The organism is Streptomyces sp. NPDC032721, assembly GCF_055579625.1.
Genome location: NZ_JBVIMX010000001.1, coordinates 729,161 through 745,592, shown reverse-complemented (window position 1 = coordinate 745,592; position 16,432 = coordinate 729,161). Strand labels below are relative to the sequence as shown.

Genomic DNA, 16,432 nt, shown 5'->3' with positions numbered 1-16,432 from the left:
GGGGCTCATGCCGGGGCTCCTGCCGCGTCGTGGGTCATGCGCTGCCTGCGGTCCTTGACCAGACCGTCGGGGCGGAACCGCATCAGCAGGACCAGCGCGATGCCGAACGCCATCAGCTGGTAGTCCTGCATGAACTGGAGCTTCATCGGGATCAGGTACAGCAGCGCCGCCCCGATCAGCGGACCCGCCACCGTGCCCGTACCGCCGAGGACCACCGCCGCAAGGAGGAAGGCCGAGTTGGGCGGCACCGCGCCCGCGAACTGGTACGGGTCGGGCACCACCGCGTACGACACGTGCGCCTGTACGGTGCCCGCGACGCCCGCCAGTGCGGCGCCCAGCGCGAACGCGATCAGCTTCAGCTTGAAGCTGTTGATGCCCATCGCGGTCGCCGCCGTCTCGTCCTCGCGGATCGCCACCCAGGCCCGCCCGGTGCGGGACTCCCCGACCCGTCCGAAGACGACCACCACGACGGCGGTGACGAGCAGCATCAGCAGGAAGTAGTTGGCGAAGCGGCCGAGTTCGACCCCGGCGATCACATGGGCGGCGCCGAAGTCGAAGCCGAAAAGGGCGAGGTCGGGGATGTTGGGGATGCCGCCGGGGCCGCCGGTGATGTTCGGGCCCGAGACCCCGTCGAGGTTGTTCACGGCGATGCGGAAGATCTCGCCGAAGCCCAGCGTGACGATCGCCAGGTAGTCGCCGCGCACCCGCAGCGTCGGGGCACCGATGACCAGACCGAAGAGCATGGACATCAGGCCGCCCGCCAAAACCGCTGCCCAGAAGGGGAGTTGGAACCCGAGTGCGGACGCGGAGGCCCCGGACACCAGGGCCGCCGTGTACGCGCCGACACCGAGAAAGGCCACGTAACCGAGGTCGAGCAGCCCGGCGAGACCGACGACGACGTTCAGGCCGAGTGCCACCGTCGCGAAGATCAGGATGTTCACGCCCACCGACATGTACGACTCGTCGGACCCGGTGAACGGGAACGCCACGGCCGCGGCCAGCGTCGCCCCGGCGGCAGCGGTACGGTGCCGGGCGGTCAGCGCGGTCAGCCGGCCGAGCACCCCCGACTTGGCGAGTGCCGCCGCCGTGAACCCGGCGGTGATCAGGAACCCGGCGAACAGCTCGCCGTACTCCGTGCCGATCCCGTACGTGAAGACCAGCAGTCCCGCACCGGCCGCCGCCGCGATCAGCAACAGCTCGGCCCAGGCGGGCAGTTGGCGTGCCTTCGCCGCCTCCCGGGAGTCCTGCGGCAGCAGGAAGGCGCCCAGCACCGGCACCGCGGCGGCGACCGCCGCGAACCAGCCGCCCGCCACCACGTTGACCGCGCCGCCCAGTGTCCACGAGATGGCCGCGACCGCGAACCAGGTGACCGCGAGCCCGCCCAGCGCGTACAGCCGCAGCGCCGTCGTCGCCCCTGCGGGCACCGTCCACCGCAAGCCCCGTACGCCGTACGCACCCAGCGTGGCAAGCACGGTCAGCAGCCCGGACACCAGCGTGAGCACCTGGAGCCCGCCCGGCCAGCCGGTCACCGTCAGATCGCCGGGGAACTCCGTCGTCCAGGTCCACGCCACGAAAGCGGAACCGGCGCTCAGCACGCCCCCGAGCCCGGTGAGGGCCCGGCCCAGCGGCAGGGACACCGGCAGGGTGGCCGCATTCGGCATCGAATCCGACACGGAACCCGTCTTCGACAAGGAACTCATCCCCCTCACGCCCTGTCCGCGGTCAGCCGGCTGAACAGCCCCTGCGGCCTGATCAGCAGCACCACGATGAGCAGCACGAACGCCCAGACGTTCGCCCACGCGCCACCGCCGAACAGCTCAAGCCCCGGCAGGTGCTGCACGTAACCGGAAGCCAGCGCCTCCGCCAGCCCCAGCGCCAGACCGCCCAGCATCGCGCCCTGGATGGAGCCGATGCCGCCGAGCACCGCCGCCGTGAACGCCTTCAGCCCGGTGATGAACCCCATCCGGAAGTCCACCTGCCCGTACCGCAGCCCGTGCGCCACCGCCGCCAGCGCGGCGAACGCCGCCCCGATGGCGAACGCGGTGACGATGATGCGGTCCGTGTTGATGCCCATCAGCCGCGAGGTGTCCGGATCCTGCGCGGTGGCCTGCATGGCCCGTCCCGTACGGGTCCTGCGGACGAACCACATCAGCGCCAGCATCGACCCGACGGCGGCCACCACCAGGAAGATGTCCCCGGTCTGCACGGTCACCGGCCCCCACTCGTAGGGCCCGCCCGGCAGATGCGGGAAAGTACGGGCCTGCTTGGCGTCCGGGTACCAGGCCCACACCATCTGCTGGATGGCGATCGAAAGACCGATCGCGGTGATCAGCGGCGCCAGCCGGGACGACCCGCGCAGCGGCCGGTAGGCCAGCCGCTCCGCGAGGACCGCCACCGACGTCGACACCAGGACGGCGGCGAGCAGCATCACCGGCAGCGCCAGCCACAACGACACACCGCTCGGCAGCATCAGGAACGCGGTCAGGGCGCCGAAGCCCCCGGTCATGAAGACCTCGCCGTGGGCGAAGTTGATGAGCTGGACGATGCCGTAGACCATCGTGTATCCGATGGCGATCAGCCCGTACATCGAGCCGAGCATGAGGCCGTTGGCCAGCGTTTGCGGCAGTTCGTGCACTGCAACGCCTCCGTGGGAGAAGTGAACGGGGAAGGGAGGGTGGCTACTTCTCGGTGAAGGTGCTGCTGGTGACCGGCGCCCACGCGCCGCCCTTGACCTGATTGACCGTCAACTGCTTGTTGGTGGTGTCGCCGAACTCGTCGAAGGAGACCTTGCCGGTCACCCCGTCGAACGCGACCTTCTGCACCGCCTCGGTGACCTTCGCGCGGGCGTCGGACGGCAGCCTGCCGCCGTTCGCGGCCACCACCGCCTTCACGGCCTCGATCAGCGTGGTCGCCGAGTCGTGCGCGTATCCGCCGTAGGCGCCGTACGGGTCCTTGAAGTCCGCCGCCTTGTAGGCCGTGGCGAAGGCCTTGCCCGCCGCGCCCTCTTCGAGGGGCGCGCCGACCGTCGTGCAGTAGTCGCCGGTCGCGCCGCCGCCCGCGAGCTTCACGAAGTTGGCGTCCGAGATGCCGTCGCCGCCGACCAGCGGGATCTTCACGCCCGCCTTCTTCAGCTGGCCGGTCAGCGGGCCCGCGTCCGGGTACTCGCCGCCGTAGTAGACGAACTGGGCGCCCGAGCCCTTGATCTTGTTGATCACCGAGGAGAAGTCCTTCTCGCCCGAGTTGATCTGATCGGTGCCGGTCACCTTGCCGCCGCGCTTCTTGAACTCGTCGGTGAAGGTGGCAGCCAGGCCCGCCCCGTACGCCTTCTTGTCGTCGACGACGAAGACCTTCGTCAACTTGAGGGTGTCGTGCAGGTGCTGGGCGGCGAAGGGGCCCTGCACGGCGTCGGTCGTCGCGGTGCGGAAGTACGTCTTGAAGCGGCGCTCCTTGGTGCCCTTCGCCCAGTTGTCGCCCTGGGTGAGGCCGGGGCTGGTGGTCGCGGGGGAGACCACGGCCAGCTTCGCCTGCTCGAAGATCATCTGCATGGACTTGGCGACGCCGGAGTTCAGCGGGCCGACCACGCCGAGCACCTGCTTGTCGCCGGTGAGCACGGTGGCGTTCTGCTGGCCCGTGCCGGGCTGGCCCTGGTCGTCCAGTGACTTCAGGGCGAACTTCACCCCCGGCACGGCCTTGGACTTGTTGGCCTGGTCGACGGCGAGCTGCGCCGCGTTCTTCGCGCCGATGGCGAGCGCGGACAGGTCGCCGGTCAGCGGGCCGTCGAAGCCGATGACGACGGTGGTCTCCGTGCCGGACGCGCCGGTGGCCGCCCCGCCGTTCGAGCGGGTGCCGCAGGCGGACACCAGGAGAGTGGCACAGAGGGCGAGCGCGGGCATGGCAACAGTGCTTCTGCGCATGGGAGTTGATCCTTGTCCGAGGAGGGTGGGTTACGGCTGGCTGTTGCGGAAGGGGGCGTCCGGCCGCCCGAGGTTCGGCTTGCCCAGCACCTTCGGCGCGGACAGCGCGTAGATGCCGTGGTTGGTCAGCGCCCAGGCGATGTTGCGGTCCCACTCGACGTACACGCCGTGCGTCTGGTTGCCGTAGGCGTAGTCCGGGGTGTCCTTGCCGTACGCCTTCGGCACGAAGTACGCCTCGATCTCCGGCTTCGCGGGCTTGGACACGTCGAAGAACTGCACGCCCGCGTTGTAGAAGCCGTAGCCCAGTACGCCCGCGTCGTGGCTGCCCGGGTTGGTGTAGTAGCCGGTGCGCTTGGGGCCGAAGCTGCCGCGCCGCTGGCAGAAGTCCGTGATCCCCGAGGACTTCGGCGGGGTGGGGCGGGGGAGCCGGCCGACGATGCGCGGATGCGCCGGGTCCTTCGCGTCGACCTGGAAGATCTCCTTGTACGGCTCGTAGCAGTCCTCGGTGAGCGGATAGCCCGAGACGTAGACCATGCCGGTCTTCTCGTACTGCGAGACGTCGATGTTGTCGCCCTCGGTGCCCGCCACCGACGGCGGCAGGTCCAGGTGCCCGACCGTCCGCATCTTCGCCGGGTTCGAGATGTCCAGGACCGTCAGTCCGAGTCCGCCCTGCACCGCGAACGCGTAACGGCCGCCCTGCTCCGGTGACTTGGGGATGAACAGCGGCATCCGCGCGCCCAGCCAGCTGGTCCGGTTCCCGCAGCGGGGGTTCTTCCGGTACGCCGCCGTTTCGCCGGTCACCTGACCCGGCAGGTGCCAGGTGTCCAGCAGCTTCGGGTGCGCCGGGTCGGACATGTCCCAGGACTGGTAGCCGGCCGAGTGCAGGTTGGTCGGGTACTCGTTGCCGGAGTAGGTGTCGTTGGGGGCGACCGCCAGGAACATGTACTTCCCGCCCGTCCAGTACGGCACGTCCAGCGAACCCGAGCCCTGCTGCGGCTTGTTGAGGTCGCTGTTCAGCGGATCGCGCTGGGTGGAGTCCGTCGAGACCGTCGACAGCAGCTTCCAGTCCTTCTTGCGCGGCCCGTCCAGGCGGTAGACCTTGAAGCCCTTCAGTCCCTTCTTGGCGCGCAGCTTCGCGACGCCCTCCGGGTTGGAGTACTTGTCGTGCCCCGGCTCGTCGCTGAGCTCGCTGATCTGCCGCTTGTCCTCGAAACTCACCACCATCACATAGGCCTTGAGCTTCTTGTTCCACTGGATGGTCGACCCGCCCCAGTAGTCCCCGGCCGCCCAGTCCCTGCTCGCCCTCGACTCGTCGCCGTCGACGTCGGCGCGGGTCAGCTTCTCGACGACCTTGACCTTCTTCACGTCGGTCACGTCGTAGACCCGGGCCTCGGAGCGGTCGTACTGGAAGAGGTAGCGGCGGCCGTCGAAGTCGACGATGTTCTGCCAGGTGTGAAAGTAGTCCGGGGTGAACTCGGCGCCCTCGTAGGCCGCTTCGACCTTCATGTTCTTGCTGTACGACTTCGTGTCGTACTTCTCGCCGCGCCCCGGGAAGGGGTGCGGGTGCTCCTCGTCGAGCGGGGTGAGGGCGGGGTGCAGGAAGGTCCTGTCGAGCTGCATGCCGTACGACCCGGGGTCCACCGGGTCCGGGCGGCGGTCCTCGCACACGGTGGGGATGTCCGGATCGGCGGGAGCGGCGGCCACCGCCTCGCCCGGCGTCGGTACGAGGAGGGTCGCGGTGACGGCTGCGACGGCGGTCGCGGCCAGCGCGACCCGGACGGGGGCGGGCCTCGTGAAGGTGGGACGGGCGGTGCGCATGTGGCGGTCCTTCCGGGAACAGGAGGTGCATATGCGGAGGAAAGGGGCGGCGCGGGGGTGTGCGGTGCCGGGGGAGGGGCGGGGTGCCGCCTCCCCGTGACAGGGAGCGGGGGTGGAAGGGGGTGGGCCGGTCGGCTCAGGTCACCGTGCTGCTCCGCTGGAAGCGCGCATCACGGTGCTCGCCGGTGCTGACGATCTCCCTCAACTGCCGTACACAGCAAAGGACATCGCCGTACGAGACATAGAGCGGGTTGACCCCGAACCGCAGCAGGTCCGGCGCCCGCATGTCGCCGATCACACCGCGCGCGACGAGCGCCGCGATCAGCGGGTACGCCTCCGGGTGCCGCAACGCCACCTGGCTGCCCCGGCGTTCGGCCTCGCGCGGCGTCGCCGCCGTGAAGCCGAACCCGTCCAGGAGCGCGTCCGCGCACTCCTGGAAGAACCCGGTCAGCGCGAGCCCCTTCACCCGGACGTCCGCCATCGCCACCCCGTCGTACGCGGTGAGCGCCGCCTCCAGGGCGAGCAGCGACAGCAGTGGCGGAGTGGAGATCCGGGCCCGGCCGATGCCCGGTGCCGGGGTGTACGTACCGTGCATGCCGAACGGGTCGGCGTGCCCGTGCCATCCGGTGAGCGGCTGGTCGAAGGAGGCCTGATGGCGTTCGGCGACGTACAGGAACGCCGGGGCGCCGGGCCCGCCCGAGAGGTACTTGTAGCCGCAGCCCACCGCGAAGTCGGCCCCGATCGCGTCGAGTTGGATGTCGAGGGCGCCCGCCGCGTGGCACAGGTCCCACACCATCACCGCACCCGCCTCGTGGGCCGCCGAGGTGATCGCCGCCATGTCGTACGCCTCGCCGGTCCGGTAGTCGACCGGTGCGTACGCGGCCACCGCCACGTCGAAGCCCTCGGAGGCGAGCACCGACCGCACCTCGCGGGCCGGCACCCGCCGCACCTCGACGCCGAGCAGCCGGGCCACCGAGTCGGCGATGTACTGGTCGGTGGGGAAGTGGTCCGGGTCGGTCAGCAGCAGACTGCGCCCCGGCCGCAGCCGGACGGCCGCGACCAGCGCGTTGTAGAGCTGCACACTCGTCGAGTCGCCGCCGACCACGACCTGCCCGGGCGCCGCGCCGACCAGTTTGCCGACGGTGTCGCCGACCCGCAGCGGGGCGTCCCACCAGTCGTTGTCGTTCCACGACCGGATCAGGTCGGTGCCCCACTGGCGGCGTACCGCGTCCTCGACCACGGCGGGCACGGCGGCGGGCAGCGCGCCCAGCGAGTTGCCGTCGAGGTAGACGACGCCCTCCGGCAGCAGGAACCGCTCCCGTACCCCGGCGAGCGGATCGGCCGCGTCGAGCGCCTCGGCGCGCACGGTGAGTTCCTTCAACTGCTCGTCAATGTCCATGGGTTGACGCCCTCCTTCGGGGTTCACACGGGCGGGGTTCGTGCCGACGGGGTTCGTGCCGGCGGGATTCATACGGGACTCCGTTGCTGTACGAGGTCCAGGGCGATGTCGGTCAGCAGGTCCTCCTGGCCGCCGACCATCCCGCGCGCCCCCGCCTCCACCAGCAGGGCCCGGGTGTCCAGCCCGTACCGGGCGGCGGTCGCCTCCGCGTGCCGCAGGAAGCTGGAGTACACCCCGGCGTACCCGAGGGTGAGGGTCTCCCTGTCCACCCGTACCGGACGGTCCTGGGTCGGCCGTACGAGCTCCTCGGCCGCGTCCATCAGCGGGAACAGGTCGCAGCCGTGCTCCCAGCCCATCAGCTCCATGACCGCGACGAACGGCTCCAGCGGGGCGTTCCCGGCCCCCGCGCCCTGCCCGGCCAGCGAGGCGTCCACCCGGTGGGCCCCCGCCTCGACGGCGACGACGCTGTTGGCGACGCCTAGGGCGAGGTTGTGGTGGGCGTGGATGCCGATCTGGGTGCCCGGGTCGAGTACGTCGCGGTACGCGCGCACCCGCTCCCGCACCCCGTCCATCGTCAGTCGGCCGCCCGAGTCGGTGACGTACACGCAGTGTGCGCCGTACGACTCCATCAGGCGTGCCTGGGCGGCCAGTTCGGCGGGCGGTGCCATGTGCGACATCATCAGGAAGCCGGAGACATCCATCCCCAGCTCCCTAGCCAGCGCGATGTGCTGGGCGGAGACGTCGGCCTCGGTGCAGTGCGTGGCGACCCGGATCGACGTCACGCCCAGCGCGTGCGCGCGGCGCAGGTCGGCGGCGGTGCCGATGCCCGGCAGCAGCAGGGTCGTCAGCTTCGCCCGGGTCAGCACCGAGGCGGCCGCCTCCAGCCACTCCCAGTCGGTGTGCGCCCCAGGCCCGTAGGTCACGGAGGCACCGGACAGGCCGTCCCCGTGGGCCACCTCGACGGCGTCCACACCCGCCGCGTCGAGCGCGGCGGCGATGGAGCGGACCTGGTCGAGGGTGTAGCGGTGGGAGACGGCGTGCATGCCGTCCCGGAGGGTGACGTCCTGGACGTACACGCGCGTCATGCCGCACTCCCCGCTGTGGTGGCCAGCCGCTCGGCGGTGCGCAGCGCGGCGGACGTCATGATGTCGAGGTTCCCGGCGTACGCGGGGAGGTAGTGGGCGGCGCCCTCCACCTCCAGGAACACCGAGGTCAGCACCCCGCCGGTGGCGCCGAGCCCGGCCAGTTCGGCGAGCGGGTCACCCGCCGCCAGCTTCCGGAACTGCGGCTCCTGCTTCAGCCGGTAGCCGGGTACGTACGCGGCGACCCGCTCCGTCATCGCCCGCACTGACGCGGCGACCGCACCGGTGTCGCAGTCTCCGCTCACGCAGTGCACGGTGTCGCGCATCAGCAGCGGCGGCTCGGCCGGATTGAGCACGATGATCGCCTTGCCGCGCGCCGCACCGCCGACCTGCTCCAGCGCCCGCGCGGTGGTCTCGGTGAACTCGTCGATGTTCGCCCGGGTCCCCGGTCCCGCCGAGCGCGAGGAGATTGACGCGACGATCTCCGCGTAGGCGACCGGGGTGACTGCGGAGACGGCGGCGACGACCGGCACGGTGGCCTGCCCGCCGCACGTCACCATGTTGAGGTTCGGCGCGTCCAACTGGGCGTCGAGGTTCACCGGAGGCACGACATAGGGGCCGATGGCCGCCGGGGTCAGGTCGATCAGCCGCTTGCCGTAGGGGGCCAGGGCGGCGGCGTTGCGGTGGTGGGCGGCGGCCGAGGTGGCGTCGAAGACGACGTCGATCCCGTCGAAGCCGTCGAGCGCGATGAGCCCCTGGACGCCGTCCGCGCTGGTGGGGACACCGAGCCGGGCGGCGCGGGCCAGCCCGTCGGACCCGGGGTCGATGCCGATCATGGCGGCGGCGGTGACGGGGCCCGAGCCCCGGAGGATCTTGATGAGGAGGTCGGTGCCGATGTTGCCGGAACCGATCACTGCCGCCTTCAGCGGTCGTACGGTCATCGCGCCACCTCGCTCCGGGCCGCCGCGCGACCGCTCGCGCGGGCCTTGTCGAGGGCGAAGAAGCGCAGGGCGTTCCCGCCGAGTACCGCGTCCTTCTCCTCCTCGGTCAGCGCGCTCTCCCGGACGAGCCGGCCGATCTCGGCCTCGCCCAGCGGGAACGGATGGTCGGACCCGAGCAGCACCTGCCCCGCCCCCATCACCCGTACCAGCAGCTCCAGCGCCCGCTGGTCGAAGACGGCCGAGTCGACACTGAACCGGCCGGTGTACGCCGACGGCGGGCGCGGACTGTCCGCCCGGACCAGATCCCGCCGGTGCCACGCGTTGTCGGCCCGGCCGAGCAGGTACGGGAAGCTGCCGCCGCCGTGCGCGAACAACAGCCGCAGGGATGCGGGGAGTTGCTCGAAGGTGCCCGACAGCATCATCGACAGGATCGTCAGATGCGTCTCGGCCGCCATCCCCACCAGCCACTGGAGCATGTACCGCTCGATGCGCGGCCCGGCGGGCAGGTCCCACGGGTGGACGAGCACGGCGGCGTTCTCGTGCGCGCAGTGCGTCAGGAACTCGATCACCGCACCGTCGTCGAGGTCGCGCTCACCGATGTGGTTGCCGATGTGCACGCCGTGGAAGCCCTGCCGCATGGCCTCCGTGACCTGGGCGCAGGCGGCCTCGGTGTCCTGGAGCGGCACCTGGCAGAGCGGGGCGAGCCGGTCGGGAGCGTACGAACTGAACTCCAGAATCCGCGAGTTGACCATCGCGCACCAGTCGGCGGCCCGCACCGGATCGGCGTCGTAACCGAAGAGCAGCGGAGTGCTGGAGAGCACCTGGACGTCCACGCCGTGCCGGTCGAGGTCGGCAATCCGGGCCACCGGGTCCCAGAGGGTGCGGCTCACCGGGCGGTACTCCTGCGAGCCGCGCATCATCATGCCCCGGCCGGCCTCGTCGACCCCGTCGGCGTCGGTGCGCAGCCACGGACCCTCGGAGTCCTGGAGCAGCCGGGACTCGGCGCGGGAGAGGCGGGGGAAGACATGGGCGTGGACGTCGACGACGGGCGAGGCGCCGTGCGGGGCGGTCATGCGCGCTCTTCGGGAGCGGGCGTGCTCGGAAGCGTGGTGCTCGGGCGCAGGGCGTCCGGCCAGTCCTTGCCGGGGTGCACGGCGGCGCAGTGCGGGCAGGTGCGGGCCGACTCGTCACCGTAGAAGGCGTCGAAGACCGGCGGCAGGTCGTCGACGATCGACTTCAGCTGGAGCTCGCTGCGGTGCACCAGCCGGTGGCAGTTCATGCAGTACCACTCGAAGGCGTCCAACTGCCCCTCGGGGCGGGCGAATTCGACGACCAGACCGATGCTGCCCGGCTCGGGGCGCTGCGGTGAGTGGCGCAGATGCGCCGGGGCCAGGAAGACGTCGCCCTCGCGGATGTGGATGTCGCGCGGCGGCTCGCCGTCCTCCTCCACCACCCGGAGCACCATGTTGCCCTTGAGCTGGTAGAAGAACTCCTCGATGGGGTCGTCGTGGAAGTCGGTGCGCCGGTTGGGGCCGCCGACGACGGTGACCATCAGGTCCGCGTCCTGCCAGACCTGGACGTTGCCGACCGGCGGCTTCAGCAGGTGCTGGTGCTCCTCGATCCAGTTCTGGAAGTTGAACGGAGCGGGCAGGGGCCTCTTGCTCATGCGGGGGTCTCCTCGTGCTGGGGGGAGAGGGGTTCGGGGGAGGGGAGCGCGGGGGAGAGGGGCAGATGGGCGACCGCGCTGATCTCGATCAGCAGCTGCGGATGCGGGAGCTGGTGGACGGCGACGGTGGTGCGGGCCGGGCCGCTCTCGTCGAAGTACTCGGCGTAGACGTCGTTGTAGCCGCCGAAGTCGTTCATGTTCACCAGGTAGGTGGTGACGGACACCAGGTCGCGCAGACCACCGCCGGCGGCGGCGAGCAGCCGACCGATGTTGTCGAGCACGGCACGGGTCTGCTCGCGGACGTCGAGGTCGGTGACGCCCATCGGGTCGACCCGGGCCCCGGCGAAGGTGCCGTCCGGCCGCCGGGAACTCGTACCGGAAACGAAGACCAGGTCACCGGCGCGCCGCAGGTGCGGGAAGCGGCCACGGGGGACCGCGGCTCCTTCGACGATCATGCGGTGGCCTCCGCCGCGGAGGCGGCCGCGTTCGCCGCGGTGCCGAAACCGACCGTGCCCAGCCCCGCGACCGTGGCGCGTACGTGCACGCCGGGCGCGAGCGGTACGGCCGCGGTGGCGGCGCCCGCGAGGATCACCGTCCCCGCCTCCAGCCGCACCCCGCTCGCGGCGGCCAGCCGGGCGGCGGCGGCCAGGGCGCGCAGCGGATGACCGAGGATCGCGGCGGTGGAACCCGCCTCGACGAGACGTCCGTCGAGCTCCAGCAGGACGCCCAGGTTGCCGAGTTCGACGGGGGTGCGCCAGGCGCCCACGCAGTAACCGGCGGCCGAGGTGTTGTCCGCGACGACCTCCGGGAGCGAGAAGGTGAAGCCGTCGTACCGCGAGTCGATGACCTCCAGGGCGGGCGCGACCGCCGCCACCGCCGACAGGGGGTCCCCGTCGCCGGGCAGCAGCGGCCCGCCCAGCAGGAACGCCACCTCGGGCTCCACCCGGGGGTGGATCAGCGTCCCCGTGTCGAGGGTGCCGCCGTCGGCGATGCGCATCCGGTCGGTGATCCGGCCGTGGATGAGGTCGTGCACCCCCATCTGGCGCATCTTGGCCGCACTGGTGAAGCCCAGCTTGAATCCGGTGAGCCGCTCGCCGCGCGCCAACCGCCGTGCCACCAGGGCATTTTGGACGGCGTACGCGTCGGCGACCTCGCCGATTCCGGTGCTGCCGCCGCGCAGCGGGCTGCGGTGCAGCGCAGCCTCGTCGAGTGTGGCGGCGCACTCCTTGAGCAGTGCCTCGTTCATGCCGTGCCCTCCTCGCCGGACGCCGCGAAGGCCGCCCGTACCGAACCCAGTCCGTCGATCCGTGCCTCCAGCACATCGCCCGGCGCCACGGGCACCACCGGCCCCAGCGCCCCGGTCAGCACCGTGTCACCGGCCCGCAGCGGCCGCCCCAGCCCGGCCAGGGTGTCCGCCAGCCACAGCGCGGCGTGCAGCGGATTGCCCAGGCAGGAGGCCCCTGCACCGACCGAAACGGGCTCGCCGCGCCGCTCCAGGACCGCGCCCGCCGTCCGCAGGTCGAGGGCGTCCAGGGTGACGGGCCGGGTGCCCAGGACGTACACGCCGCTCGACGCGTTGTCGGCGACCGTGTCCACGAGGGTGATGTCCCAGTCGCGGATCCGGCTGCCGACCACCTCGATCGCGGGCAGCGCGAACTCGGTGGCCCGCACGAGGTCGGCCACCGTGTGCCGCTCGTGGTCAAGGTCCGCGCCCAGTACCAGGGCCACCTCCACCTCGGCGCGCGGCTGGAGGACCGTACCGAACGGGATCTCGTCGCCGTCCAGCACCGCGGTGTCGTCGAAGAGGGCGCCGAAGTCCGGTGAGTCGACGCCCAGTTGGCGCTGTACGGCGACGGAGGTCAGGCCGACCTTCCAGCCGGTGATGCGGCGGCCCGCCGCGAGCCTGCGCTCGGTCCGCAAGTTCTGCACGGCGTACGCGGCGGACACGTCACCCGCGGGCAGCAGCTCCCGTACGGGGGCGATCGGCACGCCACTGCGACAGGCCTCGTCGAGCAGATCGGCGGCCTCGGTCACGGCCCTGCCGACGGCATTCGTGGATTCCGGAGAGCTCATAGCTTCACGCACACATTCATCGGCTCGGAGAAGAAGTCGAGGGAGTGGTGGCCGCCCTCGCGGCCGATCCCGGAGGCCTTCACGCCCCCGAACGGGGTCCGAAGGTCCCGCAGGTTCCAGGTGTTGACCCAGGCGATCCCGACGTCCAGCCTGGGCGCCACCCGGTGGGCGCGGGCGAGGTCACGGGTCCAGACGGTGGCGGCCAGCCCGTACGGTCCGGCGTTCGCGAGTCCGATCGCCTCCTCCTCGGTGTCGAAGGGGGCCACGTGCACCACCGGCCCGAAGATCTCCTCCCGTACCGCCGGATGGTCCTCGGGCAGCCCGCTGAGCACGGTCGGCCGCACCCAGAACCCGCCGTCCCGCGCATCGCCGAACTCCGGCGCCCCGCCGCCCGCCAGTACCTTCCCGTCGACGGCGGCCCGCCCCAGATATCCGAGCACCTTGTCGCGGTGCTCGGCCGACACCATCGGGCCGTACGTCACCTGCTCGGCGCCCCGTGCCAGCGCCGCCGTGAACTCCTCGAACGCGGGCCGCTCGACGTACACCCGCTCGGTGCACAGGCACACCTGGCCGCTGTTGGTGAAGGACGACCGCAGCGTCCCCGCCACCGCCTCCTCCAGGTCGGCGTCCGCGAAGACAAGACCGGCGTTCTTGCCGCCCAACTCGAAGGAGACCGGGGTGAGTTGATCGGAAGCTGCCCGCATGATCGCGCTGCCGGTACGGGATTCGCCGGTGAAGGCGATGGCGTCCACGCCCGGGTGCGCGGTCAGCCAGGCCCCGGCAGCGTCGGCGCCGTACCCGTGCACCAGGTTGAACACCCCGGCGGGCAGTCCGGCGGCGTCGATCACCTCGGCGAGCAAGTGGGCGGTGGACGGGGTGAGTTCGGAGGGTTTGGCGACGACGGTGTTGCCCATCGCGAGGGCCGGGGCGACCTTCCAGGTCAGCAGGAGCAGCGGCAGGTTCCACGGGGCGACCACCGCGACGACACCGAGCGGCTTGTGCACGGTGTAGTTGAGCGCGCCCCGCCCGTCCGGGGTCTCGGTGTGCCAGGACTGCTCGCTCCGGGACGCCGAAAGGTCGGCGTAGGCACGGAAGTTGGCGATGCCGCGCGGTACGTCCACGGCGGCGGCCAGCTCGCGCGGCTTGCCGGTGTCGGAGCACTCCGCCGCGACGAACTCCTCGAAGCGGGCCTCGATGCCGTCGGCGACGGCGTGCAGCAGCCGGGAACGGTCGGCGGCGGTGTACGACGCCCACGGCCCGGACAGTGCCTCGCGGGCCGCCCGTACCGCCGCGTCCACCGTCGCCCGGTCCGCGTCCGGGACCGTGCCGACGGTCCGGCCGTCCACCGGATCGATCAGCGGGAACGGCTCGCCCGTGGTGTGGAATCGGCCACCCGTGTAATGCCGTACCGGCGAACTCACCTCGTAGACCTCCCTTTTCACGGCAGAAGCACCCGATCCGGTCCGGACCCTGGTGTCTTGTTCCGCCCCTGTGCATCATGAGGCCGCCCAGCCATGCCCAGCCAATGCCGGAACGGGGAGCCGCCATACCGATCCGGGTATAGGGCCTGCTCGTGTGAGGAGTCGTTCCCGATGGACCTGCTCGACGGACGGTTGAAATTCCGCCATCTGACCCTGCTCGCAGCGATCGCCGAACACGGCAGTGTCGTCAGGGCCGCCGAATCACTCCACCTGACCCAGCCGGCCGCCACCCGCACCCTGCGCGAGCTGGAGAAACTCGCCGACGTGGAGCTCTTCCACCGCGAGCCGCGCGGAATGCGCCCGACGGTGTACGGGGAGGCCCTCGTCGGTCACGCCCGTGCGGTCATCGCGGAGGTCCGCCGGGCCGGCGACCACCTGACCGGCCTGCGGGAGGGCCAGGCGGGCACGGTCACCGTCGGCACCCTCCTGGCGGGGGCGAACCTGCTGCTGCCGCGCGCCGTCGCGCGGCTGAAGGCGGAACGCCCGCAACTGACCGTCATCGTCCGCGAGGGCACCTTCGACCTGCTGCACCCGGCGCTGCTCACCGGCGAACTCGACGTCATCGTCGGCCGGGTCGGCCCCGCCCCGGAACCGGGCCGCATCCGCCAGCGCGCCCTCTACCGCGAACCGATCCGCCTCGCCGTCCGCACCGGCCACCCGCTCCTGCGCGGCCCGGCGACCACCCTCGCCGACACGGTCGGCCACCCCTGGATCCTCCCCCTCGAACAGACCGCGCTCCGCCAGGAACTCGCCGCCGTCTTCGAGTCCCAGGGCCTGGCACTGCCCGCGAACCGGGTGGAATGCACGTCCATCCTGACCATGCGCGCCCTGCTCCTGACCACCGACATGGTCGCCGCGCTCCCGGAGCTGATCCTGCGCGACGACGACCGCCTGGCCGCCCTCCCGGTCGAACTCCCCTCGGTGGGCCGCACGGTGGGCACGACCGAAGCCGCCTGCCGCATCCGCACCCCGGCGCTGGTAGCCCTCCTGTCCCACCTGACCCACGAGGCGGCGGAACTACGCGCAACCCTGAACCCCCGTACCAGCCCGGCCCTCTGACCTGGACCCACCCGCCCTACCTCGCCACCCACCCCCTCTCATACGCATGCCACCCCAGCTGCAACCTCGTGCCCACCCCCGCCACCTCCATCAGCCTCTTCACCCTCCGCTGCACCGTCCGCAGCCCCAGCTCCAACTGCTTCGCCACGCTGGCGTCCGTCAGGCCCGCCAGCAGCAGCGACAGGATCCGCAGGTCCAGCTCGTCCGGTGCGTCGTGCTCCTCCACGAAGTCGCCCTTCGTGAGCCCCAGCCGGACCGGGCGGGCCTCGCGCCACACCGCCTCGAAGAGGCCCATCAGGGACTCCAGCAGGCCGCTCGCGTGCACCACCAGTGCCGCGGGCTCCGCGTCCCGGCCGGTCAGCGGGACCATGGCCAGTGCACGGTCGGCGACGACGAGTTTGGTCGGGACGCGGTCGACCACCCGGACCTGTTCGTCGCGGCTCAGTGCCGCGGTCAGCTCCACCATGCCCCTCGGCAGCGTCAGCACCTCCCGCTCCAGGACCACCCGGTACAGCACGCCGCGCTCCGCCGCACGCTCCTCGGCCACGTTGTCCAAGCCGGTGACGGCCACCGGCTGCCCGGTGACCAGCGCGCACACCTCCTCCGTCGCGCCCAGCTGCAGCTGCGCGAACCGGTGCGCCACCGCACTCGCCCCCGTCACCACCTCCACCAGGTCGTGCACCGCCGGTTCCGAGGCCTCCGCCCGGTACTCCTCCGCCAGCAGCACCGCCGCCAGTTCCGCCTGCTCCAGCTCGTGGCGCTGCTGGGTGAGGAGCGCGCCGAGCGCCACCCCCGGCGGCGCCGCCACCCACCGCGTACCCGAAGACGACTTCGCGGCCAGCCCCTGCCGCTCCAGCCGGCGCAACGCCCGCTCCGTCTCCGCCTCGCCCGCGGACAGCCGGTGCGCCAGGTCGGACACCTCGGCCGCCCCGACCGAGACGAGCGTCCGGTAGGCCGCCTCCTGCGCCTCGTCCAGCCCTATCGCACCCAGCACCTCGA

General features: G+C 71.7%; 15 protein-coding genes. 1 reads left to right on the top strand and 14 read right to left on the bottom strand.

Annotated elements, in window-relative coordinates:
• Positions 1–5 precede the first annotated feature (5 nt).
• From ACZ5PB_RS03135 to ACZ5PB_RS03075, 13 genes are all read right to left on the bottom strand, one after another.
• Positions 6–1,700 carry a branched-chain amino acid ABC transporter permease gene (locus ACZ5PB_RS03135; RefSeq protein WP_468687255.1) on the bottom strand — a complete coding sequence of 565 codons (1,695 nt, stop codon included), beginning with the start codon at positions 1,698–1,700 and terminating at the stop codon, positions 6–8.
• Between the two features lie 5 nt (positions 1,701–1,705).
• Positions 1,706–2,635: a branched-chain amino acid ABC transporter permease gene (locus ACZ5PB_RS03130; RefSeq protein ID WP_468687253.1), complete on the bottom strand. Its 930-nt coding sequence runs from the start codon at positions 2,633–2,635 to the stop codon at positions 1,706–1,708.
• A gap of 43 nt (positions 2,636–2,678) precedes the next feature.
• Positions 2,679–3,914, bottom strand: a complete 1,236-nt coding sequence (locus ACZ5PB_RS03125; protein ID WP_468687251.1) for a branched-chain amino acid ABC transporter substrate-binding protein — start codon at positions 3,912–3,914, stop codon at positions 2,679–2,681.
• Positions 3,915–3,944: 30 nt separating this feature from the next.
• Positions 3,945–5,732, bottom strand: a complete 1,788-nt coding sequence (locus tag ACZ5PB_RS03120; protein WP_468687250.1) for an LVIVD repeat-containing protein — start codon at positions 5,730–5,732, stop codon at positions 3,945–3,947.
• Positions 5,733–5,868: 136 nt separating this feature from the next.
• Positions 5,869–7,131, bottom strand: a complete 1,263-nt coding sequence (gene kynU, locus ACZ5PB_RS03115; RefSeq protein ID WP_468687248.1) for a kynureninase — start codon at positions 7,129–7,131, stop codon at positions 5,869–5,871.
• 68 nt (positions 7,132–7,199) lie between these two features.
• On the bottom strand, positions 7,200–8,216 hold the full coding sequence (gene dmpG / locus ACZ5PB_RS03110) for a 4-hydroxy-2-oxovalerate aldolase (protein WP_468687246.1): 1,017 nt from the start codon (positions 8,214–8,216) through the stop codon (positions 7,200–7,202).
• Entirely contained in the window at positions 8,213–9,154 is a 942-nt protein-coding gene (locus ACZ5PB_RS03105; RefSeq protein WP_468687245.1) for an acetaldehyde dehydrogenase (acetylating), read from the bottom strand. Before ACZ5PB_RS03105 ends, dmpG begins: the two co-directional genes overlap by 4 nt.
• A complete protein-coding gene (locus ACZ5PB_RS03100; RefSeq protein WP_468687243.1) occupies positions 9,151–10,227 on the bottom strand; it encodes an amidohydrolase family protein in 1,077 nt (358 codons plus the stop codon). Before ACZ5PB_RS03100 ends, ACZ5PB_RS03105 begins: the two co-directional genes overlap by 4 nt.
• Positions 10,224–10,820 carry a 3-hydroxyanthranilate 3,4-dioxygenase gene (locus ACZ5PB_RS03095; RefSeq protein WP_468687242.1) on the bottom strand — a complete coding sequence of 199 codons (597 nt, stop codon included), beginning with the start codon at positions 10,818–10,820 and terminating at the stop codon, positions 10,224–10,226. The genes ACZ5PB_RS03100 and ACZ5PB_RS03095 overlap by 4 nt, the downstream gene beginning before the upstream one ends.
• Positions 10,817–11,275, bottom strand: coding sequence for a RidA family protein (locus tag ACZ5PB_RS03090; RefSeq protein ID WP_468687240.1), 459 nt, complete (start codon positions 11,273–11,275; stop codon positions 10,817–10,819). Before ACZ5PB_RS03090 ends, ACZ5PB_RS03095 begins: the two co-directional genes overlap by 4 nt.
• Entirely contained in the window at positions 11,272–12,066 is a 795-nt protein-coding gene (locus tag ACZ5PB_RS03085; protein ID WP_468687238.1) for a 2-keto-4-pentenoate hydratase, read from the bottom strand. Before ACZ5PB_RS03085 ends, ACZ5PB_RS03090 begins: the two co-directional genes overlap by 4 nt.
• Complete coding sequence (locus tag ACZ5PB_RS03080; RefSeq protein ID WP_468687237.1) at positions 12,063–12,893, bottom strand: 2-keto-4-pentenoate hydratase; 831 nt, start codon at positions 12,891–12,893, stop codon at positions 12,063–12,065. The genes ACZ5PB_RS03085 and ACZ5PB_RS03080 overlap by 4 nt, the downstream gene beginning before the upstream one ends.
• Positions 12,890–14,314: a 2-hydroxymuconic semialdehyde dehydrogenase gene (locus ACZ5PB_RS03075; protein ID WP_468687235.1), complete on the bottom strand. Its 1,425-nt coding sequence runs from the start codon at positions 14,312–14,314 to the stop codon at positions 12,890–12,892. Before ACZ5PB_RS03075 ends, ACZ5PB_RS03080 begins: the two co-directional genes overlap by 4 nt.
• Before the next feature lie 171 nt (positions 14,315–14,485).
• Between ACZ5PB_RS03075 and ACZ5PB_RS03070 the strand changes: the two genes are divergently transcribed.
• Positions 14,486–15,433 carry a LysR substrate-binding domain-containing protein gene (locus tag ACZ5PB_RS03070; RefSeq protein WP_468687233.1) on the top strand — a complete coding sequence of 316 codons (948 nt, stop codon included), beginning with the start codon at positions 14,486–14,488 and terminating at the stop codon, positions 15,431–15,433.
• 16 nt (positions 15,434–15,449) lie between these two features.
• Here the strand turns inward: ACZ5PB_RS03070 and ACZ5PB_RS03065 are convergent, their stop codons facing one another.
• The gene (locus tag ACZ5PB_RS03065; RefSeq protein WP_468688257.1) at positions 15,450–16,427 is read right to left on the bottom strand and encodes a helix-turn-helix domain-containing protein; all 978 of its coding nucleotides are present in this window, start codon (positions 16,425–16,427) and stop codon (positions 15,450–15,452) included.
• Positions 16,428–16,432 lie beyond the last annotated feature (5 nt).